The 19,224-nt window shown below is 72.9% G+C and carries 20 protein-coding genes; 9 read left to right on the forward strand and 11 right to left on the reverse strand.

Going from position 1 to position 19,224, the window contains the following annotated elements:
- Positions 1–833 precede the first annotated feature (833 nt).
- A complete protein-coding gene (locus tag G011_RS0115915) occupies positions 834–1,322 on the reverse strand; it encodes a GreA/GreB family elongation factor (RefSeq protein ID WP_019609351.1) in 489 nt (162 codons plus the stop codon).
- Between the two features lie 197 nt (positions 1,323–1,519).
- On the opposite strand from G011_RS0115915, the gene G011_RS0115920 reads away from it, so the two are divergent.
- The 5 genes from G011_RS0115920 to G011_RS0115940 all read left to right on the forward strand — a co-directional run bounded on the left by G011_RS0115920 (position 1,520) and on the right by G011_RS0115940 (position 7,347).
- On the forward strand, positions 1,520–3,088 hold the full coding sequence (locus G011_RS0115920) for a CdaR family transcriptional regulator (RefSeq protein ID WP_013155870.1): 1,569 nt from the start codon (positions 1,520–1,522) through the stop codon (positions 3,086–3,088).
- Positions 3,089–3,235: 147 nt separating this feature from the next.
- On the forward strand, positions 3,236–3,565 hold the full coding sequence (locus tag G011_RS0115925) for a hypothetical protein (protein ID WP_019609352.1): 330 nt from the start codon (positions 3,236–3,238) through the stop codon (positions 3,563–3,565).
- Between the two features lie 421 nt (positions 3,566–3,986).
- Entirely contained in the window at positions 3,987–5,324 is a 1,338-nt protein-coding gene (locus G011_RS0115930; protein WP_019609353.1) for a GAF domain-containing protein, read from the forward strand.
- Between the two features lie 110 nt (positions 5,325–5,434).
- Positions 5,435–6,958, forward strand: a complete 1,524-nt coding sequence (locus G011_RS0115935; protein WP_019609354.1) for an aldehyde dehydrogenase family protein — start codon at positions 5,435–5,437, stop codon at positions 6,956–6,958.
- Positions 6,958–7,347, forward strand: a complete 390-nt coding sequence (locus tag G011_RS0115940) for a DUF779 domain-containing protein (protein WP_019609355.1) — start codon at positions 6,958–6,960, stop codon at positions 7,345–7,347. The genes G011_RS0115935 and G011_RS0115940 overlap by 1 nt, the downstream gene beginning before the upstream one ends.
- A gap of 120 nt (positions 7,348–7,467) precedes the next feature.
- Here the strand turns inward: G011_RS0115940 and G011_RS0115945 are convergent, their stop codons facing one another.
- The 3 genes from G011_RS0115945 to G011_RS0115955 form a co-directional block, all read right to left on the reverse strand.
- Positions 7,468–7,821, reverse strand: a complete 354-nt coding sequence (locus G011_RS0115945; protein ID WP_019609356.1) for a MerR family transcriptional regulator — start codon at positions 7,819–7,821, stop codon at positions 7,468–7,470.
- A gap of 588 nt (positions 7,822–8,409) precedes the next feature.
- On the reverse strand, positions 8,410–8,733 hold the full coding sequence (locus G011_RS0115950) for a hypothetical protein (RefSeq protein ID WP_019609357.1): 324 nt from the start codon (positions 8,731–8,733) through the stop codon (positions 8,410–8,412).
- 83 nt (positions 8,734–8,816) lie between these two features.
- Positions 8,817–9,245: an Hsp20/alpha crystallin family protein gene (locus G011_RS0115955; RefSeq protein ID WP_019609358.1), complete on the reverse strand. Its 429-nt coding sequence runs from the start codon at positions 9,243–9,245 to the stop codon at positions 8,817–8,819.
- A gap of 145 nt (positions 9,246–9,390) precedes the next feature.
- Here G011_RS0115955 and G011_RS0115960 point away from each other — a divergent pair, with 145 nt between their 5' ends.
- Positions 9,391–9,675, forward strand: a complete 285-nt coding sequence (locus G011_RS0115960; protein WP_019609359.1) for a MerR family transcriptional regulator — start codon at positions 9,391–9,393, stop codon at positions 9,673–9,675.
- Positions 9,676–9,782: 107 nt separating this feature from the next.
- On the opposite strand, the gene mnhG is transcribed toward G011_RS0115960, so the two are convergent.
- Genes mnhG through G011_RS0115990 form a run of 6 tightly spaced genes read right to left on the reverse strand, consistent with a single transcriptional unit; the run spans position 9,783 to position 16,596 of the window.
- Complete coding sequence (gene mnhG / locus G011_RS0115965; protein ID WP_019609360.1) at positions 9,783–10,187, reverse strand: monovalent cation/H(+) antiporter subunit G; 405 nt, start codon at positions 10,185–10,187, stop codon at positions 9,783–9,785.
- A complete protein-coding gene (locus tag G011_RS0115970; RefSeq protein WP_019609361.1) occupies positions 10,184–10,549 on the reverse strand; it encodes a monovalent cation/H+ antiporter complex subunit F in 366 nt (121 codons plus the stop codon). The genes mnhG and G011_RS0115970 overlap by 4 nt, the downstream gene beginning before the upstream one ends.
- Positions 10,546–11,160, reverse strand: a complete 615-nt coding sequence (locus tag G011_RS0115975) for a Na+/H+ antiporter subunit E (protein WP_019609362.1) — start codon at positions 11,158–11,160, stop codon at positions 10,546–10,548. Before G011_RS0115975 ends, G011_RS0115970 begins: the two co-directional genes overlap by 4 nt.
- On the reverse strand, positions 11,157–12,815 hold the full coding sequence (locus G011_RS0115980) for a Na+/H+ antiporter subunit D (protein ID WP_196808521.1): 1,659 nt from the start codon (positions 12,813–12,815) through the stop codon (positions 11,157–11,159). The genes G011_RS0115975 and G011_RS0115980 overlap by 4 nt, the downstream gene beginning before the upstream one ends.
- Positions 12,816–12,817: 2 nt before the next feature.
- Positions 12,818–13,648 (reverse strand): Na(+)/H(+) antiporter subunit C, encoded by an 831-nt coding sequence (locus G011_RS0115985; RefSeq protein ID WP_013155883.1) that lies wholly within the window; start codon positions 13,646–13,648, stop codon positions 12,818–12,820.
- On the reverse strand, positions 13,645–16,596 hold the full coding sequence (locus G011_RS0115990) for a Na+/H+ antiporter subunit A (RefSeq protein WP_019609364.1): 2,952 nt from the start codon (positions 16,594–16,596) through the stop codon (positions 13,645–13,647). The genes G011_RS0115985 and G011_RS0115990 overlap by 4 nt, the downstream gene beginning before the upstream one ends.
- A gap of 239 nt (positions 16,597–16,835) precedes the next feature.
- Between G011_RS0115990 and G011_RS0115995 the strand changes: the two genes are divergently transcribed.
- The 3 genes from G011_RS0115995 to G011_RS0116005 all read left to right on the forward strand — a co-directional run bounded on the left by G011_RS0115995 (position 16,836) and on the right by G011_RS0116005 (position 18,754).
- A complete protein-coding gene (locus G011_RS0115995; RefSeq protein WP_013155885.1) occupies positions 16,836–17,312 on the forward strand; it encodes a MarR family winged helix-turn-helix transcriptional regulator in 477 nt (158 codons plus the stop codon).
- Between the two features lie 162 nt (positions 17,313–17,474).
- Positions 17,475–18,134 (forward strand): ClpP family protease, encoded by a 660-nt coding sequence (locus tag G011_RS0116000; protein ID WP_013155886.1) that lies wholly within the window; start codon positions 17,475–17,477, stop codon positions 18,132–18,134.
- Positions 18,131–18,754 (forward strand): ATP-dependent Clp protease proteolytic subunit, encoded by a 624-nt coding sequence (locus G011_RS0116005; RefSeq protein WP_017563239.1) that lies wholly within the window; start codon positions 18,131–18,133, stop codon positions 18,752–18,754. Before G011_RS0116000 ends, G011_RS0116005 begins: the two co-directional genes overlap by 4 nt.
- Before the next feature lie 65 nt (positions 18,755–18,819).
- Here G011_RS0116005 and G011_RS0116010 read toward each other — a convergent pair whose 3' ends face one another.
- On the reverse strand, positions 18,820–19,203 hold the full coding sequence (locus tag G011_RS0116010) for a helix-turn-helix domain-containing protein (protein ID WP_013155888.1): 384 nt from the start codon (positions 19,201–19,203) through the stop codon (positions 18,820–18,822).
- Positions 19,204–19,224: the final 21 nt, after the last annotated feature.

The raw sequence follows: 19,224 nt of genomic DNA on the forward strand, positions 1-19,224 counted from the left end.
GCCCTCTCTGCGTCGGGTGTCCGTTCCTTCGGCCCGCGTGCTCCCGCGGGCTCCCCCAACCCGCTACCCGGAACCGGGCGGTCGTGATCTTCCCCTTCCGGGAACAGGGTGCGCGCGGGTCGTGGAGGAAGCCCCCCGGGCCTTCGGGGCGGTGTGCTCTTCCCTCCGGAGGGAAACGGCGTTCCCTGCGGGAAAAGGCGGCGGGGACGTTTTCCCGATTCGCGGTCTGACGGTTTCCCCGGTGTCCGGGTAGGCCGGGAACGCCGTTCGGAATCCGTTCTCCGCGGGCGCCGTCGCGGGAGGGCGCGCGCCGCCCCGGCGCCGCCGCGCACGGGCGGCCGGGTCGCGGACGACGACGGGGGAGGGCGCGCCCGGACCTGGTGTTCCGCGTGGCCGGGGCGCCCCCGGAGAGGCCGTGAGAAGTGATTTCCCCTGTGTTCCCCCGCCGACGACCTTTCCCCGGAGAGGAATCGGGTACGAAGAGGACGCGCGGGAAAGCGCGTCGGAAGGAGCGCGGCGAACCGAGGGAAAACGCCCTGGAACACGCGGCGGAGAAACCCCGCGACGCGTTCCCGCGCCGTAACCCCTCTCCGAGATCCCCTGCGCAGAGGCGCGCGGGGAGCCCCTTCCCGCCCTCCCCGCGCTTTCCGGCCACCCGTCCAGGCGGGGCCCCTCGGCCGGGGCGCCGCGCGCCCGCCGGGAGCGAACGTCCCCCCGGTCCCCGTCCTCTCCGCGCCTCCCCGGTCGCCCGGCCCGGGCGGGCCCGCCCGGGCCGGACCCGGCCCTCCCGCGGCGGGCCCCGCTCCGTCCCCGGCGGCTCCCCGCGGCCGGGGTCAGTGCACGACGGCGGCCCGGTACGGCTCGGCCCTGAGCAGGGTGACCCCGATGACCGTGCCCCGGGGCGCGGTGAACGTGCGCCGCTCGCCCTGGCGGGCGCCCACCAGCGCCGCGCCCAGCGGGGACTCCGGGGAGTACACCGTCATCCGGTCCGCCACGGACGCGTCCCGGACGCCGAGGAGGAACACCTCGTCATCCTCCTCGCCGTCGTAGCGGATGGTGAGCACCTTGCCGGGAGCGGCGATCCCGTCGTCGGGCGCGGCCTCGTCCACGACGGCCTCGCTGAGCAGCCGCTCGATGGTGTGCACGCGCGCCTGCCGCACGGCGGGGTCGTGAATGTAGCGGGGCGCGGGGAGTACGTCCCCCGCGCCCCGGTCCGCCCCGGTGCCGGGGTCGTCGTCGGGGAGCGCGCGCAGCGTCCGGAGCTCCTCCCGGAGCCGCTCGTAGGCCTCCCGGGTCATCCATCGGTCGGTGGTCCTGGCCATGAACGTTCCTTGTCTTCAGGGCCCGCGCCGCGGACCGGGTCCGCGGACGGGGCGAGCACAGCGGCGGCCGACACGGGGGCCGTCACCTACCACGAGTGTGTCCACGGGGACGGGGGCGGGCGTTATCCTCGGGCGACAATCAGGTGAGGCCCCTTTGTGGCCGCGGAACAACTCCGTCGCCGGGGAAAGGAGCGGGCGTGATCCACCTCGACCGTCTCGTCAACGTCCTGGGCGGCTACGGCGCCCGGCTCGTCGGCCCCGAGCCGCTGCGCCGCAGGGAGCTGCGCAGCGTCGCCATGCACGACCCCACCGACGACGTGCCGCAGCTGGGCGACGCCTTCCTCGCGGTCGGCGTGGACTCGGCCGCCGAGGCGGTGCGCCTGGCCGAGCAGGCCCGCGCGACCGTCGTCATCATCCGGTCCGCGACCGAACCCGGCGACGACGTACGCGCACGCCTGGGCGAGGGCGGCCCCGCCCTCCTGGTCGTGGAGCCCGCCGTGTCGTGGAGCCAGGTCTCCGGGGTCGTCTACGGGCTGGTCCTGGAGGGGCGCGAGACCGAGGCCGGGCGCGGCCCCAGCGACCTGTTCACCCTGGCCGACACCGTCGCCGCCGAGGTCGGCGGACCCGTCACCATCGAGGACCGCGCCTCGCGCGTGGTGGCCTACTCGGCCTCCCAGGGCGGCACCGATCGGGTACGGCGCGACACCCTCGTCGACCGGCGGGTCCCCGAGCGGGTCCGCGAACGCCTCGACGCCGACGGGGTGCTCACCCGGCTGGCCGCGGCGACCGGCCCCCGGTTCGTGCCGGGGATACCCGAACTCGACATGGGCGGACGCACCGCCGCGCCGATCCGGGTGGGCCGCGAACTCCTGGGCACGCTGTGGGTGGCGTGCGACGCACCCCTGGACGCGGACCGCTCCCGGGCGCTGAGCGAGGGGGCGCACACGGTCGGGCTGCACATGCTGCGCGCCAGGGTCAGCAGCGACCTGGAGCGGCAGGTGGAGTCGGAGTCGGTGATCGACCTGCTGGAGGGCTCGGCCGACCCGGCGCAGACCGCCGGGCGGATCGGCCTGCTCGGGGCGGGGCTGCGGGTGATCGCCTTCCAGGCACGCGCCCGCACCGAGCCCGAGGCCGCGATCCTGCACCTGTTCGAGCAGGTCACCACCGGTTTCGGCTGGTCGCGTCCAGGACGCAGCACCCTGCTCGGAACCACCGTGTACACCGTGCTGCCGTGCGGGGACGACCCCGCTCCGGCGGTGGAGTGGGTGCGCTCGACGCTGCGCGGCCTGCCCGACCGGCTGGGCGTGGTGGCCGGGGTGGGCGGCACCGCCGACGCCGCGGGCCTGCCCGCCAGCAGGCAGGAGGCGGACGAGTGCCTGACGCTGCACGGACAGGCGCCCGAGGGCGCCGACGCGGTCGTCTACGACGACGCCTGGGACTCCGTGCTGCTGCGCCGCCTGCGCCTGGTGGCCGAGGCCGGGCGCATGCCCGTCCGCAACCCGGTGGCGGACCTGGTCCGGTACGACGCCGAGCACGGCACCGACCACGCGCGCACGCTCCGCGCCTGGCTGTACGTGCACGGAGACCTGGGGCGGGCGGCGGAGCTGCTGGGCCTGCACCCCAACACGGTGCGGTACCGGCTGCGCCGGATGGGCCGGGTCGCGGACCTGCCGCTGCACGACCCGCGGGCCCGGGTGGCGATGACGGTCGCGCTCGCCGCGCTCGTGGCGGATCCGCCCGGGGAGGAGGGGCCGCACCCGCTCTGAACCGATACCCGCGTCCGCCCGCGTCCGCGTGCCGCGCGGACCGGCGGCGCACCCGCTCCGGACGGGCGGCCGGGTGTGTTCCGGCGCACTCTCCCGAGTTCGGGCAATGCCCGGGTGCGCGGGTCCGCGGATCGCTACCGTTTGCGCATGAGCACACTGATCAAGGACCTGACAGCGTTGTTGGGGACCGCGGCGGCGACCACCCGGTGGGACGGGCGAGTGGAGGAGGAGCTGGCCCAGCCCCTGGTGGAGGCGGGCCTGGCCCGCAGGACCCCGGCCGGGACCTACCTGACCCCCGCCGGGCGCGACGCCCTCCCCGACGGCGCCACCGCGCGCGAGCTGCGCCCGCGCTTCGACTGGGGCAGTGACCCCTATCCGGCCGCGCCCCCGGCCGCGCCGACCGTGGAGGACGTGCGGGCCTACCCCGCCTACTGGCTCTGCGGCCCCGGCAGGGAGCGCGTCCGCGAGGAGTGCTGAGGCGGGCACCGCGGGGGACCCGTCCGTCCGGGGCGGGTTCGTGCGTCACGCGGGACAGGCGGTGCCTTTCCGTCCGGGGCGGGTTCGTGCGTCATGCGGGGCAGGCGGTGCCTTTCCGTCCGGGACGGGTCCGAGCGTCACGCGGAGCAGGCGGTGCCTTTCCGTCCGGGACGGGTCCGAGTGTTACGCGGAGCAGGCGGTGCCTTCTCCTCGAAGGCCCCTGCCGACACGGACCGGGCCCGCGCGGGGCGACCACGGAGGCGGTCGGCCCCGGCTCACGCGGCACCGGGTCCGCGCCCACGGGACAGGGAGCGGCCGGTTCGCCCCGGCCCCTTGTCAGAAGGGGCCGGCGCGGATTCAATCGGGGTGTCGGGCGGTCCGTCGGCACGGCCCGCCGTCGCCTCGGCGGAGGGAAGCGCGCATGCCGGGACCGTGGAACGCGTGGCCGTGGGAGGCCGACCCCGAGGCCGTGCGCCGGGACGTGGCGGTCGCGCACGCGCGCTTCACCGACTCCGGCCGGGTCAGCGGCCCGGTCCGCCCCGTCGTCGGCGCCTCCTGGCGGCGCAGCGCCCAGCACGGCGTGGACCCCGACACCACCCTGCCCCGGATCGAGCTCACCGGCCCCGACCTGCGCGACCACCGCGACGCGCACCCGCTGGCCGCCGTCATGCCGCTGCTGCGGCACCTGCTCGTCGACACCGCGCCCGGCCCCCAGATCCTCGCGGTGGGCGACGCCTCGGGCCGCCTGCTGTGGGTGGAGGGCGACCACCGGCTCCGCGGCCGCGCCGAGGACATGTGCTTCGTCGAGGGCGCCAACTGGCACGAGCACGCGGTCGGCACCAACGCGCCCGGCGTCGCCCTCGCCCTCGACCACGAGGTCCAGGTGTTCGCCAGCGAGCACTTCGCCCGGGGCGTGCAGCACTGGAGCTGCTCCGCGGCGCCCCTGCACGACCCCGGCACCGGTGCCCTCCTGGGCGTCCTCGACCTCACCGGGGACAGCCACCTCGCCTCGCCGCAGGCCCTGGCTCTGGTCCGCGCCGCCGCCACCGCGGCGGAGGCGGAGCTGCGCGCCCTGCGTGCCGGGGCCCGGGTGCCCGAGCCGAGACGGCGGCGGGCGGGCCGGACCGCCCGCCCGCCGACCGGTCCACGCGGAGGCGCCGCCTCCGCCGAAGCCCGCGGACCCGCCGGGGACGACCGGCTCCGCGTCCTGGGACGCGACGGCGCCCGGCTCACCCTGGACGGCCGCGGCCTGGACCTGAGCGCCCGCCACTCCGAGATCCTGCTCCTGCTCGCCCGCAACCCGCGCGGACTGACCGGCGACGAGCTCGGCGCCCGGCTGCACGAGCGGGACGCCTCCCCGGTCACCGTCCGCGCCGAGGTGTCGCGCCTGCGCCGCCTCCTCGGCCCCGGCCTGCTCGCCTCCCGCCCCTACCGGCTGTGCCGTCCACTGGACACCGACGTGGACGAGGTGCGCCGCCACCTGGCCGCGGGCGCCTACCGGCGGGCCCTGGACGCCTACGCCGGGCCGGTCCTGCCCCGCTCGGAGGCGCCCGGCGTGGCCGAGGTCCGCGACGGCCTCCAGGCCGAGGCGTGCGAGGCCCTGGGCGCCAACGCCGCACCGGACGTGCTCCTGGACTGGGCCGAGCACCCCGAGTGGCGCGACGACCCCCGAGTCCTGACCGCCGTGCTGCGCGCCCTCGACCCCGCCTCCCCGCGCCACGCCGCCCTGCGCGGCAGGCTGCGCTGGCTCGGCGGCTGACCCGCCCGCAACGTGGTCGCAACGTGGCGGTGACTAGCGTCACCCTCCCGACCTCCCCGGAAGCGGCTGCCGGTCCCACGGCCGGAGCCCGGTGAACTAAGGAGACCTCCATGGCGATCTACGCACCCCCGGGCCAGCCCGGAAGCGTCGTCGAGTACGCCGCCCGCTACGACAACTGGATCGGGGGCGAGTGGGTCAGGCCGGTCCGGGGCCGCTACTTCGAGAACCCCAGCCCCGTCAACGGCCGCGTCTTCACCGAGGTCGCCCGCAGCGGCGCGGAGGACGTGGAACTGGCCCTGGACGCGGCCCACGGCGCCGCCCCCGCCTGGGGCCGCACCTCCGCCGCCGAGCGGGCCCTGGTCCTCAACCGGATCGCCGACCGCGTCGAGGAGAACCTGGAACGGCTCGCCGTCGCCGAGTCCTGGGAGAACGGCAAGCCCGTCCGCGAGTGCCTGGCCGCCGACCTGCCGCTGGCCGTGGACCACTTCCGCTACTTCGCCGGGGCGATCCGCGCGCAGGAGGGGCACACCTCCCAGATCGACGGCGACACCGTCGCCTACCACTTCCAGGAGCCCCTGGGCGTGGTCGGCCAGATCATCCCGTGGAACTTCCCGCTGCTCATGGCCACCTGGAAGCTCGCGCCCGCGCTGGCCGCCGGGAACGCGATCGTGCTCAAGCCCGCCGAGCAGACCCCCGCCTCGATCCTGCTGCTCATGGAGCTCGTCGCCGACCTGCTGCCGCCCGGCGTGGTCAACGTCGTCAACGGCTTCGGCGCGGAGGCGGGCAAGCCGCTGGCCAGCAGCCCCCGCGTCAGCAAGGTCGCCTTCACCGGCGAGACCACCACCGGCCGCCTCATCATGCAGTACGCGTCGGAGAACCTCATCCCGGTCACCCTGGAGCTGGGCGGCAAGAGCCCGAACATCTTCTTCGCCGACGTGGCCGCGGCCGACGACGCCTTCTACGACAAGGCCCTGGAGGGCTTCACCCTCTTCGCCCTCAACCAGGGCGAGGTGTGCACCTGCCCGTCGCGGGCCCTGGTGCAGGACGCCGTCTACGACCGCTTCATGGGCGACGCCCTGGCCCGCGTCGGCCGGATCCGGCAGGGGAACCCGCTGGACACCGACACCATGGTCGGCGCCCAGGCCAGCAACGACCAGCTGGAGAAGATCCTGTCCTACATCGACATCGGCCGCCGGGAGGGGGCGGCGGTGCTCGCCGGAGGGGAGCGGGTCGATCCCGGCGGCGACCTGTCCGGCGGCTACTACGTCGCGCCGACCGTCTTCGAGGGCCACAACGGCATGCGGATCTTCCAGGAGGAGATCTTCGGCCCGGTGGTGTCGGTGGCCCGCTTCGACGACTACGACGACGCCCTCAAGACCGCCAACGACACCCTCTACGGGCTGGGGGCGGGGGTGTGGTCGCGCGACGGCAACACCGCCTACCGCGCGGGCCGCGACATCCAGGCGGGCCGCGTGTGGGTGAACAACTACCACTCCTACCCGGCGCACGCGGCCTTCGGCGGGTACAAGCAGTCCGGCATCGGCCGCGAGAACCACAAGATGATGCTCGACCACTACCAGCAGACCAAGAACCTGCTGGTCAGCTACTCCGACAAGGCGATGGGGCTGTTCTGATGGATCCCCGCGCCGACGGCGCGGCCGTGGAGAGGGTGGCCGTCACCGACGCGGCGGCCGCCCTGCTCCGCGAGCTGCGCGCCGAACACGGGCCGCTCATGTTCCACCAGTCCGGCGGGTGCTGCGACGGCAGCTCGCCGATGTGCTATCCGGCGGGGGAGTTCCGCACCGGGGCCTCGGACGTGCGCCTGGGCGACCTCGACGTGGGCGCGCCCGAGCCGGTGCCGGTGTGGATGTCGCGGGCGCAGTTCGAGCTGTGGAGCCACACCCACCTGACCATCGACGTCGTCCCGGGCAGGGGAGCGGGCTTCTCCCTGGAGGCGCCGACGGGCAACCGGTTCCTCATCCGCTCCCGGCTGATGAGCGACGACGAGGCCGAACGCCTCTGAGCCCGCGCGGACGCGGCGGGGCGGAGAACGCGGTGGGGCCGCCCTGACGGAGTCGGACGGGGCGGCCTCCCGGGGGAGCGCGGGGGAGCGGCCTTCCGGTCCGGGCCACCCCGTCCTCCGTCAGGCGTTCCCGGGGTCCGGACGCTCGTCGTTCCGCGCGCCGGCTTCGGAGGCGCGGAGTTCCTCGTTGATCCGCTGGGCCTCCTCCAGCTGGTCCTCCAGGATGATGATCCTGCACGCGGCTTCGATCGGAGTGCCCTCGTCCACGAGTTCGCGGGCGCGGGAGGCGATCCTGAGCTGGTAGCGGGAGTAGCGGCGGTGCCCGCCCGCCGAGCGCAGGGGCTCGATCAGCCGGGCCTCGCCCAGGGCGCGCAGGAAGGCCGGTGTGGCACCGATCATCTCCGCCGCGCGGCCCATGGTGTAGGCGGGGTAGTCGTCATCGTCGAACCGGTCTTCGGTTTCGGGACGGGACAAGCGTTTCTCTTTCTCTCCTCATCGCACGCCGAGGGCCCCAGCGCCGAACAGCGCTGGGGCCCGAGAGTTCAACACCATCTACCGGCTGCTGCCGGTCTTCCGCTTCCCGAGGTCGAACTGGGACGGGAGTGCGGGGATCGCGGTTGTGTGACCGTGGACCACCTTCTTCCGAACCGGGGCCTGCGGTACCCGAGTGGGACATCCCCGCACCCGGGCGATCCTCGATGGCATCTACTCCTCTCGATCTCACTGCGTACACTTCACACCTGCCGCGGCGTCCCCCGTACGGGCGGGACGCCGGTCCTGCGGTACTGCCTTACCTCTGTACTGCGGTGTCGCTGTCCTACCGGCTCCCGACGCCGTACGGAAACCTCTGCGTCGGTCGAGCCCTACCGCGTTCTCCCTGTTGCCGCGGCGTCCCCCGTACGGGCGGGACGCCGGTCCTGCTCCCCACCGGCGCATCCGGTGGTCCACCTCGTGGATCTCTGTGGCTACGACAGGAAATGTATCAGCGCTTACAACGGATGTCTACTCTGGCCGATGTAGATTTCGGTGAGTCCCGCGAGCAGGTTTTCCGGAAGCGCCGCCTCAGCCCGCCTCGGCGTACACCGGGGCCTCCAGGGACGCCCTCAACTGCTCGGCGAGCGGTTCGTCGAGGCTGTGCGGCAGGCCCCCGTGGCGGGGGTCCCGGCACGCCCGCCGGAAGGCGTCGGGGTCACCGGTCAGCTCCGCGGTGGCGTTCCTGAGGTCCTCCAGCGCCTGACGGAGGCGGTCGGGAGTGCTCCCCCACGCGGTCTCGTAGGCCCGGAGGGCGCGGAAGAAGCGGACGCACGCGAAATGGGTCGTCTCCCGGTGGTCGTGGCGCTGGATGTGCTCGGCCACCGCGCGGGTCCTGCGGAGTGTGGAAGGCATCGGATCACTGCTTCCTGAGGGGAGGGACACGGACACTGCTCAGGGGTGGGCGGGCGGCCCGGCCGGAGCCGGGCCACCGGTGTTCAGGCCCGGATGCTGCGGGGCTGGCCCTCGCCTGTGCTGACGCTGATCTTGCGCGGCTTGGCCTGCTCGGCGACCGGGATGCGCAGGGTCAGGACGCCGTCGGCGTAGTCGGCCTGGATGGCGTCGGTCTCCAGCGTCTCGCCGAGGAACAGCTGCCGGGAGAAGGTGCCGGTGGGCCGCTCGGCGACCACCACCGACTCGCGGTCGCGCACGGTGTCGGGGCGCTCGGCGGTCACCGTGAGCACGTTGCGCTCGACCTCCAGGTCGATGGAGTCGGCGCGCACGCCCGGCAGGTCGAAGCAGACGACGAAGACATCACCGTCGCGGTAGGCGTCGATCGGCATCGCGGCCGGTCGGGACGCGTCGCCCAGGATCCGCTGCGTCAGGCGGTCGATGTCCCGGAAGGGGTCGGTACGCATCAGCATCATGGAAACCTCCCTTGGCTCTACTAGAAAACCTGATGCGAGGTGACGCAAGTTTTATACCCCAGTCTGGAGAGGTAAACAACTATGTCCGACAAAGATTTTCTCAATCCGTGGGTAAGACGACGGTCCCGACGGGAAGGATGCGCTGATGAGGGAACCGGGGCCGGATCCTGTCCGGGGCCTGTACACGATCTCCGTGGCCGCGGAGCTGTCCGGCGTCGCGCCGCGGAGCCTGCGCGCCTACGAGGAGCGGGGCCTGGTCGCTCCGGCGCGCACCGAGGGCGGCACGCGGCTGTACAGCGACGACGACATCATCCGCCTGCGGCGGGTGGCCGAGCTGGCCGCCCAGGGGGTGAACCTCGCGGGGATCGGCCGGATCCTGGAGCTGGAGGAGGAGAACACCCGGCTGCGCGGCGGCCCCGGGGGCGGGTGAGGCGGGCGGGGACCGGCTCCGCCCGGACCCGGCCCGGACACGGCGAGGGCCCCGGGAGCGGGCTCAGCCGCCCTCCCGGGGCCCTCGCGGGGATTCTCGCCCGCCGTCTAGCGGGAAGCGCCGTCCGCCTCGCCGCCGCCCTTCCCGTGTTTGGCCTCCAGGCGCTCGGCCAGCTCGTCACGGGTGATGAGCTCCTCGTCGATGCGCCCGGTCCGGTAGCCCACGCGGGCGGCGATGTGGCCCGCCACCGGGACGGTCACGATCTGGAACAGCGCCACCAGCAGCAGCGTTCCGGCACTGAAGATGTTGGTCTCCTCGGGGATCAGCCGGATGCCGATCCCCACCAGCACCAGCAGCAGTCCCAGGATCTGCGGCTTGGCGGCGGTGTGCATGCGCGAGAGCAGGTCGGGGAAGCGCAGCAGGCCCACGCCCGCCACGAGCGAGAGCATGGCCCCGGCCAGGACGCACAGGATCGCCACCCAGTCCAGGACGGTGATCAGCTGGTCGCTCACGAGGTCTCCCCCTTCTCCGGCCGCTCCGAGCCGGGGACCGCGTCGGTGGGTGTCGCGGAGGTCGGATGGGTCTCGGTCGGCGTGGCGATGTGCTCCTGGTCCTCGTGCGCCCGCCGCGCGACGAACTTGGCGATGCTGACCGAGCTGACGAAGCCCAGCAGGGACAGGACCAGCAGCGTCGGCAGAACCGTGGGGTCGCGGGTGAAGGCCGCGTAGGCGCCCACGCCGGTCAGCGCCGAGGCGAGCAGCACGTCCACGGAGATGGCCCGGTCCAGGATGCCCGGGCCGATGAGCATCCGGGTCACGCTCAGCAGCGCGGCCAGGCCGAGCATGACGCCGATGGCGATCCACAGGGCGTTCACGGTCTCCCCCTTCCGCTCAGCACGGACTCCCCGGTCCGCAGCGCGGCGATGTCCTCACGGGTGCCCAGCGCCATCACGATCCGCTCCTCCAGGTGCAGGACGTCCTCGCGCCCCTGCTCGATCGAGCTGTCGTCGTCGGCGCCCAGCACGTGCACGTACAGGGTCCGGTCGGGCTGGCCGACCTCGACGATCACCGAACCCGGGATGATCGAGCTGGCGATCGACACGCACACCTGCATCAGGTCGGAGTCGGTGCGCAGCCGCACCTCCACCACCGAGCTGTGCACCCGTCCGGGCGTGAAGGTCTGCACGGTCACCCGGAAGCTGGCCCAGACCATCCGGGCGAGCATGTACACCAGCAGCCGGACCAGGTACAGCGGCCGGAACCGGAACCCCGGGGAGATCGGCGGCAGCGGGAACAGCAGCATGATCACCACCGACACCAGGAAGCCCAGGACCAGCAGGCCCAGCGACTCCGGCCGCAGATGGAAGGCGTCGAAGAGCAGCATCCACACCAGGGTCATGCCGAGCGCCACCGGGATCTGCACCTTGCCCAGGCGCCTGCGCAGCGCGGTCAGGCCGATCCGCTTCTTCTCCTGCAGGCCGTTCACCGGTCGCCTCCCAGAACCGCCTCGATGTAGGGGCCGCGCGCCTGGAGCTCGACCGCCGCGTCCGAGGAGTACTCGATCAGCGGCCCGGCCAGCACCGTCAGGGCGATGCTGAACACCACCAGCGCCACCGTGGCGCCGACCATACTCCTGGGCAGGACGACGGACGTGACCACGGGCGTGGCCGCGGTCGAGGTGTCGCCCAGGCGGGAGGACGGACCGACCGCCTCGCCGGGGCCCAGGGCCGCGGTGGAGGGGTCGTCGGTCTCGGTGTCCTCCAGCACGGTGCCGGGCTCTGCCACCATGCCCTCGGAGGGCGTGCGCCAGAACGCGTAGTTCCACACCCGGGCGATGACGTACAGGGTCAGCAGGCTCGTCAGGACCGACGCGCCCACCAGGGTGTAGGCCAGCGGCGTGCCCGCCTCCACCCCGGCCTGGATCAGGCCGAGCTTGCCGAGGAAGCCCGACAGCGGCGGGATGCCGCCCAGGTTCATCGCCGGGACGAAGAACAGGACCGCGAGTATCGGCGCGATCCGCACCAGCCCGCCCAGCTGGTCCAGCGAGGTGGAGCCGCCCCGGCGCTCGATCAGACCCGTGATGAGGAACAGCGTGGTCTGCACCGTGATGTGGTGCGCGACGTAGAACACCGCGCCCGCCATGCCCTGCTCGCTGCCCAGGGCCACGCCGAACACCATGTACCCGATGTGGCTGATCAGCGTGAACGACAGCAGACGCTTGATGTCGGTCTGCGCGACCGCGCCGAGGATGCCCATGATCATCGTGGCCAGGGCGACGACCATCAGCAGGTCGTTGAGCTGCTCGCCCGGGAACAGCAGGGTCTGGGTGCGGATGATCGCGTACACGCCCACCTTGGTGAGCAGGCCCGCGAACACCGCCGTGACCGGCGCGGGCGCGGTCGGATAGGAGTCGGGCAGCCACGCGGCCAGCGGGAAGACCGCCGCCTTGATGCCGAAGGCGAACAGCAGCACGACCTGGAGGACCGCCCGCAGGTCCGAGGACAGCTCGGGCAGCCGCTCGCCGAGCTGGGCCATGTTCACCGTGCCGGTCGCGCCGAAGACGAGCCCGATGGCGATGAGGAACAGCACCGACGACACCAGGGACACCACGACGTAGATGGCGCCCGCCCGCATCCTGGACTGCGTGCCGCCCAGGGTCAGCAGCACGTAGCTGGCGGTCAGCAGGATCTCGAACCCGACGTACAGGTTGAACAGGTCACCGGCCAGGAAGGCGTTGGAGACGCCCGCCACCAGGATCAGGTAGGTCGGCTGGTACACCGACAGCGGCGCCACCTCGGCCTTGCCCGCCATGCCCTGGCCGATGGAGTACACCAGCACGGCCAGCGTGATCGCCGCCGACACCGTCACCATCAGCGCGGAGAGCCGGTCGGCGACCAGGGTGATGCCGATCGGCGCCTCCCAGCCGCCCACCTGCACGACCTGCGGGCCGTAGGCGTGGGAGCCGAGCATCAGCACGAGGCCGATGACCAGCACCAGGGCCAGCGAGATGACGCTGAGCGCCTGCTGGAGCCGGGGCCAGCGGATGCCGAGCGCCAGCTTCACCCCGGCCGCGAACAGCGGGAGCACCACCGGCAGCGGGATGAAGTAGTGCAGCAGACCGACGAAGTAGTCCGTCCCCATGGTCACTCGCTCCCTTGCAGGTCGCTGTCCTCGGCGCGGGCCAGGCGCTCGCGTTCGGCCCGCATGGTCTGGCGCGCCTGCCTGCGCTGCGAGCGGATGCGGCGGCGCAGCTCGCGCCACAGCTCGCGCTCGGCGGCGCGGTCGGCCCGCCTGTGCTCGCGCAGGCGCCTGCGCCCCTGGCGGATGCGCCCGCGCAGCTCCTGGACCTGGGCGGTCATCGACTCCGCGCGGTCGCTCAGGCGGCGCATGGTCTCGCGGGACTGCTCGTCCGGATCGTTCTCCTCCGCCTCCAGCTCGTAGCGGGCCAGTTCGGCCTGCGCCCGCGCGATCTCGGCCTTGATGCGGGCCTGCTCGGCCAGCTCGCGGGCGTCGGCGGTGGCGATGGTCGCCTGGAGTTCGGCCCGCTGGCGGCGGATGTCGGCCTGGAGCCTGCGGCGCTCCTTGAGGAAGCGCTGGCGCACCGCGCGGCGGCCCTCGCCCTGGACGATGCGCAGGTCCTCCGCGTCGTCCTGGACCTCGTCGTTGCCCTCCAGCTGCCAGTTCCGGTAGGCCATGGCCAGCAGGAACGCGGTGATGCCGAGGGTGATGACGATCGCCGTCAGGATCATCGCCTGCGGCAGCGGGTCGGTCATCTCCTCCGGTTCGGTGAACCACAGGACCGGAGGCCCGCCGGGCTCGCCCGCCATGGACAGGATCATCAGGTTGACCCCGTTGCTCATGACGATGAAGCCGAGCAGCACGCGGGTGAGGCTGCGCTCCAGCAGGAGCACGACGCCCACCGCGACCAGGACGCCGACGATGACGACCAGGAGCAGGCTGGGGGACTCGTTCACGAGATGACCTCCTCGGGGCGTTCGGGTCCCCCGGTCCTGGCCTGGGCCTCCGAGTGCGCGGCGTCCCGCTCGATCTGCTCGTCGATGCGGGCGCCGAGACTGCGCAGGATGTCGAGGATGAGCCCGATCACCAGCAGGTACACGCCGATGTCGAAGAGCATGGACACCGTGACGTGGGCCTCGCCCAGGATCCAGAAGTCGATGTAGGTGTCGCCTCCCGCGAGGACGTCGGTGCCGAAGACGGCCCCGCCCAGCGCGGTGCCGGTGGCCACGGCCAGGCCCGCGCCGATCAGCGCGCCCGGCTGCACCCACGCGGTGGCGTACAGCTCGAACCGGCCTCCGGCCAGGTAGCGGACGATGAACGCCAGGCCCGCGACGATGCCGCCCGCGAAGCCCCCGCCGATGGCGGTGTGGCCGGTGAGCAGCAGGTACACCGAGATCACCATGATCACGGGGAACAGGAAGCGCGAGACGACCTCGAAGATGACCGACCGGCGCTCGGTGGGCAGGGCGTCGGCGCCCGGCAGCCAGGTGCGCGCCCACCGGGGCTCGACGTGCATCCTGCGGGGGGCGAACTGCAGGCCGCCGAGGTCGAGTCCGCGCTGGCCGTCGGCGGGCGGCGGCGGTTCGGTGACCGACAGGGCCATCACCCCGCCCGGCGTCTTGCGCGGCTGGGCGCGGCGGCGCACGAACATCAGGCTGGCCACGCCGGCGGCCGCGGCGGCGAGCACCGAGATCTCGCCCATGGTGTCCCAGGCACGGACGTCGACCAGCAGGACCGAGATGATGTTGTAGCCGCCCGCCTCCTCGGCCGCGGCCGGGTAGCCCGCCGAGATGGAGGGCTCCTGGCGGCCCGCGAGGGCGAACCAGGTCATCGCGGCCACCAGGACTCCGGTGGCCGAGCCCAGGGCCAGGTTCCACACCCGGCGCCCGCGCAGCGCGGGCGCCGAGAAGCGGGCTGGGAAGCGGCGCAGCACCAGCACGAAGACCACCAGGCTGACGGTCTCCACGAGGAACTGGGTGAGCGCGATGTCGGGGGCGCCCATCAGGTAGAACAGGGCGGCGACGCCGTAGCCGCCGGTGCCCACGAGGATCACCGCGAACAGGCGGCGGCGCACGAACAGCGTCAGCAGGGCGGACGCGCCGATGATCAGGACCGGGATGATCTGGACCGGGCTGTCCCACAGGCGCACCGCGGGGTAGTCCCCCTCCCAGATCCGGCCGCTGACCATCCACCACCCGGCGGCGACGACCAGGGTGACCAGGATGGTGCCGAGGTAGACCGGCAGCGAACCGCGCTGGGTGCCGCCGGTGACCTGGAGGGCCAGGTTCTCCAGCGCGGCCAGCATCCGGCGGTAGACCCGGTCGGCGTCGGGCAGCGCGGTCCGCGTTCCCGCCCACACGATCTCGTGGCGGAACCGGAACAGCGCCAGGCCGCCCGCGACGCACACCGCCGACAGCAGCAGGGGCAGTCCCAGGCCGTGCCACAGGGCCAGGTGCTTGGCGTAGTCGCCCTCGGCGACGGGGACGGTGTCGGCGTACACGGCCAGGAAGGGGTCCACGAGGGTGGAGAGCAGGCCGCCGAGCAGGCCGAGCCCGGCCAGGACCGCGGCGGGCGCCTGGAGGAGCGGGCCGGGGGCGTGCAGCGGGGTGGCCGGGACGTTCTCCTTGTCCCAGAAGGCGCCCCACAGGAAGCGCAGGCTGTAGGCGACGGTGAAGGTGGAGCCGATCACGATGCCCACCAGGACGGCGATGTCGGCGCCTCCGCCGTGCTCGAAGGCGCCGAAGGCCAGTTCCTTGGCGGCGAACCCGAGGGTGGGCGGCAGACCCGCCATGGAGGCCAGCGCCACGACCGAGGTCCAGAAGGTCACGGGCATGGAGGAGCGCAGGCCGGACAGTTCGCGCAGGTCGCGGGTCCCGGTGCTGTGGTCGATGACGCCGACCACGAGGAACAGCGGCGCCTTGAACAGCGAGTGCGCGATGAGCATCGAGATCCCGGCCAGGGCGCCGGCCTGGGTTCCGGCGCCCAGCAGGGTGATGAGGAAGCCCAGCTGGCTGATGGTGCCGTAGGCCAGGACCAGCTTGAGGTCGTACTGGCGCAGCGCCTTCCAGCCCGCGAGGACCATGGTGAGCGTGCCGAAGAACAGGGCCGTGTACTTCCACACGGCGACGTCGTGGAAGGCGGGGGTGAGCCGGGCCACCAGGTAGACGCCCGCCTTGACCATCGCCGCGGCGTGCAGGTAGCCGGAGACCGGCGTGGGGGCGCGCATGGCGGCGGGGAGCCACAGGCTGAACGGCAGCAGGGCCGACTTGGACATCGCGCCGACCATGATGAGCACGAGCGCGACGTTGACCAGGGCGCCGGCCGGCGGCGAGGCGACGATCTCGGAGATCACGTAGGTCCCGGCGGTCTCGCCGAGCATGATCATGCCCACGAGCATCGCCAGTCCGCCGAAGGTGGTGACGGTCAGGGCCGTCATCGCCGCCCGGCGGCTCTCCTTCAGCTCCGTGCTGTGCCCGATGAGCAGGTAGGAGAAGACCGTGGTCAGCTCCCAGTAGACGAAGAGCTGGATGAGGTCGTCGGCCAGCACCAGGCCCAGCATGGCCCCGGCGAAGGCGACGAACACCCCGGCGAAGCGGGCCAGACCGGGCTCGGAGTCGTCGAAGTAGCGGGCGCAGTAGACCAGGATCAGCGCGCCCACGCCCGCGGCGATGAGCGTCATCACCAGGCCCAGGGCGTCCATGTACAGGCCGAGCCGGAGGGAGAACTCCGGTGCCCAGGGGATGGAGACGGCGAGGGTCTCGCCGCGCATGATCGCGGGGATCTGGAAGAGGGCCCAGAGGGTGGACACACCCGGGACGACGGCGAGCGCGAGGAAGGCGTTACGGCCCCACTGGCGCACCAGTAACGGCGCGATCGCAGCTGCGATGAAATGCGCGATCAGCACTGTTGTCAATGCGCCCCTCCCGGACCTGTCCGGGCCCGCCCTGGTATCGGACGGACGTCCACTGCCCCGCACCGTGTCCACAACCGGTCAGTGGACGGGAGGTGTCGCTACGGTTTGTGGGGGCATGGATGTATGTGAACTTGCGTGCCTTAGCTATTTAATAGCTAGACTACACAAACGTCAAACCACCGCGCGGATTGTGGACCCGCGGTGCCCGCCCAGCATGCGAGGACCGTTTCGTGCCCGACGAGACCCACGAACCCCGTGCCGAACAGCACGGTTCCGAGCTCGAGGAGTTCCAGCGCGCCTGGACCGAACTCATCAACGCGGCTCTCCACGCCCGCTCGCGCAGCGGTCACGGCCACCGGGGTGCCGAAGATCTCACTCTGACGCAGGCGCTCCTGATGGAGGCGGTGCGCGGCATGGACAGCCCCAGCGTCGGCGCCGTCGCGCACATCGTCGGTGTCTCGTCCCCCTCCGCCACCCGCATGATCCAACAGCTGGAGCGCAAGGGCATGATGGCGCGCCGCCGCTCCGAGCGCGACGAGCGCAGCACGGTGGTGACCCTCACCGAGGAGGGCGAGCGGGTGCTCGCGATCCGCCGCAGGGACATGGAGCGCAAGCAGCGCCAGGTGTTCGACGCCATAAGGCCGTCGCTGCGCCCGATGGTGCTCACCCTGCTGCGCGACCTGCGCGAGGCCCTCGACGAGACCTGAGGCGCCCGGGGCCGGTGGGGTCCCCGGTACGGGCCCGGAGCCCCCGCCCGCGGGGCCTCTGCCGTCGGCAGATCTGCCCCGGGCCGAAACGGTGGAAGTCTCCCTCCCCGCCGCCGCAGGCTGGGATCACCGGCCCACGGGGGCCGGGGAAGGGAGAGTGCCATGCCGACCCATGTCGCCGCCTCGGACGAGACCTCCGGCGGTGCCTTCGACGACCAGCTGGCCACGCGCCTGCTGCGCAGCCGCATCGTGCTGCTGGGCACGCAGGTCGACGAGGCCAGCGCCAACCGCGTGTGCGCGCAGATCCTGCTGCTCGCCGACGAGGACCCGCGCAGGGACATCACGCTGGCCGTCAACAGCCCCGGGGGCTCCGTGTCGGCCGGACTGGCCATCTACGACGTGATGAACTTCGTGCCCAACGACGTGTCCACCCTGGTCATGGGGTTCGCGGCCAGCATGGGCCAGTTCCTGGCCTGCGTCGGCACGCCGGGCAAGCGCTACAGCCTGCCGCACGCGCGGATCATGATGCACCAGCCCTCCGGGGGCCTGGGCGGGACGGCCGCCGACATCGCCATCCAGGCCGAGAACCTCGCGCACACCAAGCAGACCATGGTGCGGCTCATCGCCAAGCACACCGGCCAGACCGAGGAGACCATCTCCCGGGACCAGCACCGCGACGCCTGGTTCACCGCGCAGGAGGCCAGGGAGTACGGGTTCGTCGACCACGTGGTCGCGTCGGTCGCGGAGATGGACGGCGGCGGTATCCGGCTGGGCGCCGGGGCGCCCGGGTTCGCCACGTACGTGAAGGGGGAGGACCGGTGAGCGGACGTTACACGGTGCCGATGGTGGTGGAGCGTACGCCCCACGGCGAGAGGTCCTTCGACGTGTTCAGCCGACTGCTGTCGGAGCGGATCATCTTCCTGGGCACGCCGATCGACGACGACGTCGCCAACGTGGTGATGGCGCAGATGCTCCACCTCGACTACGAGTCGAGCGAGACCGACATCCAGCTCTACATCAACTCGCCGGGCGGCTCGAACACCGCGCTGACCGCCATCTACGACACCATGCGGTTCGTGCGCGCGGACGTGGCCACGGTGTGCATGGGCCAGGCGGCCTCCGCCGCGGCGGTGCTGCTGGCGGCGGGCACGGCGGGCAAGCGCACGGCCCTGGAGCACGCGCGGGTGCTGCTGCACCAGCCCTCCGGGGAGGGCCAGGGCGTGGCCGCCGACCTGGAGATCCAGGCCGAGGAGATCCTGCGGGTCCGCTCGCAGGTGGAGGAGATCCTGGCCCGGCACACCGGGCAGACGCAGGAGCGGCTGCGGGCCGACACCGACCGGGACAAGATCTTCACCGCGCAGCAGGCGAAGGAGTACGGCCTGGTGGACGGGATCATCACCACCCGCCAGGCGCACCCGGCGGCGGGGAGGACCGCCGCCTAGGGGACCGTCCGGAGCCGGGGGACGCGGACGCGCGAAGGCCCCCGGCCCCGGGAGGGCCGCCGCCCTCAGGCGGCCAGCGACAGGACCCGGGCCTGATGGGCGGGCGCGGTGGCGGGCCGGTAGTCGCCCAGACCGGTGCCCGTCCGGGTCAGCCGGGCTGTCACGGTGCGCTCGTACAGCCCGCCCAGCACGTCGGACAGGCTCAGCCCCAGGGAGCGGTAGACGGCGGCGAGCACCTCGGAGGAGGCCTCCTTGCGCCCGCGCTCGATCTCGGACAGGTAGGGCAGCGAGACCTGGGCGTCCTCGGCCACCTCGCGCAGCGTGCGGCCCTGTTCGTTGCGGGTGCGCCGCAGCAGGTCGCCGATGAGGTCGCGCATGAGGGGTTCCGGAGGCTCCTCGGCGCGCCTGCCCGCGCGGGCCTCGTCCAGGGAACTCAGGACGTCGGTCATCGGGCCTCCACGGTTGTCGTG

The organism is Nocardiopsis sp. CNS-639 (assembly GCF_000381685.1).
In the GTDB taxonomy this organism is placed as follows: Bacteria; Actinomycetota; Actinomycetes; order Streptosporangiales; family Streptosporangiaceae; genus Nocardiopsis; species Nocardiopsis dassonvillei.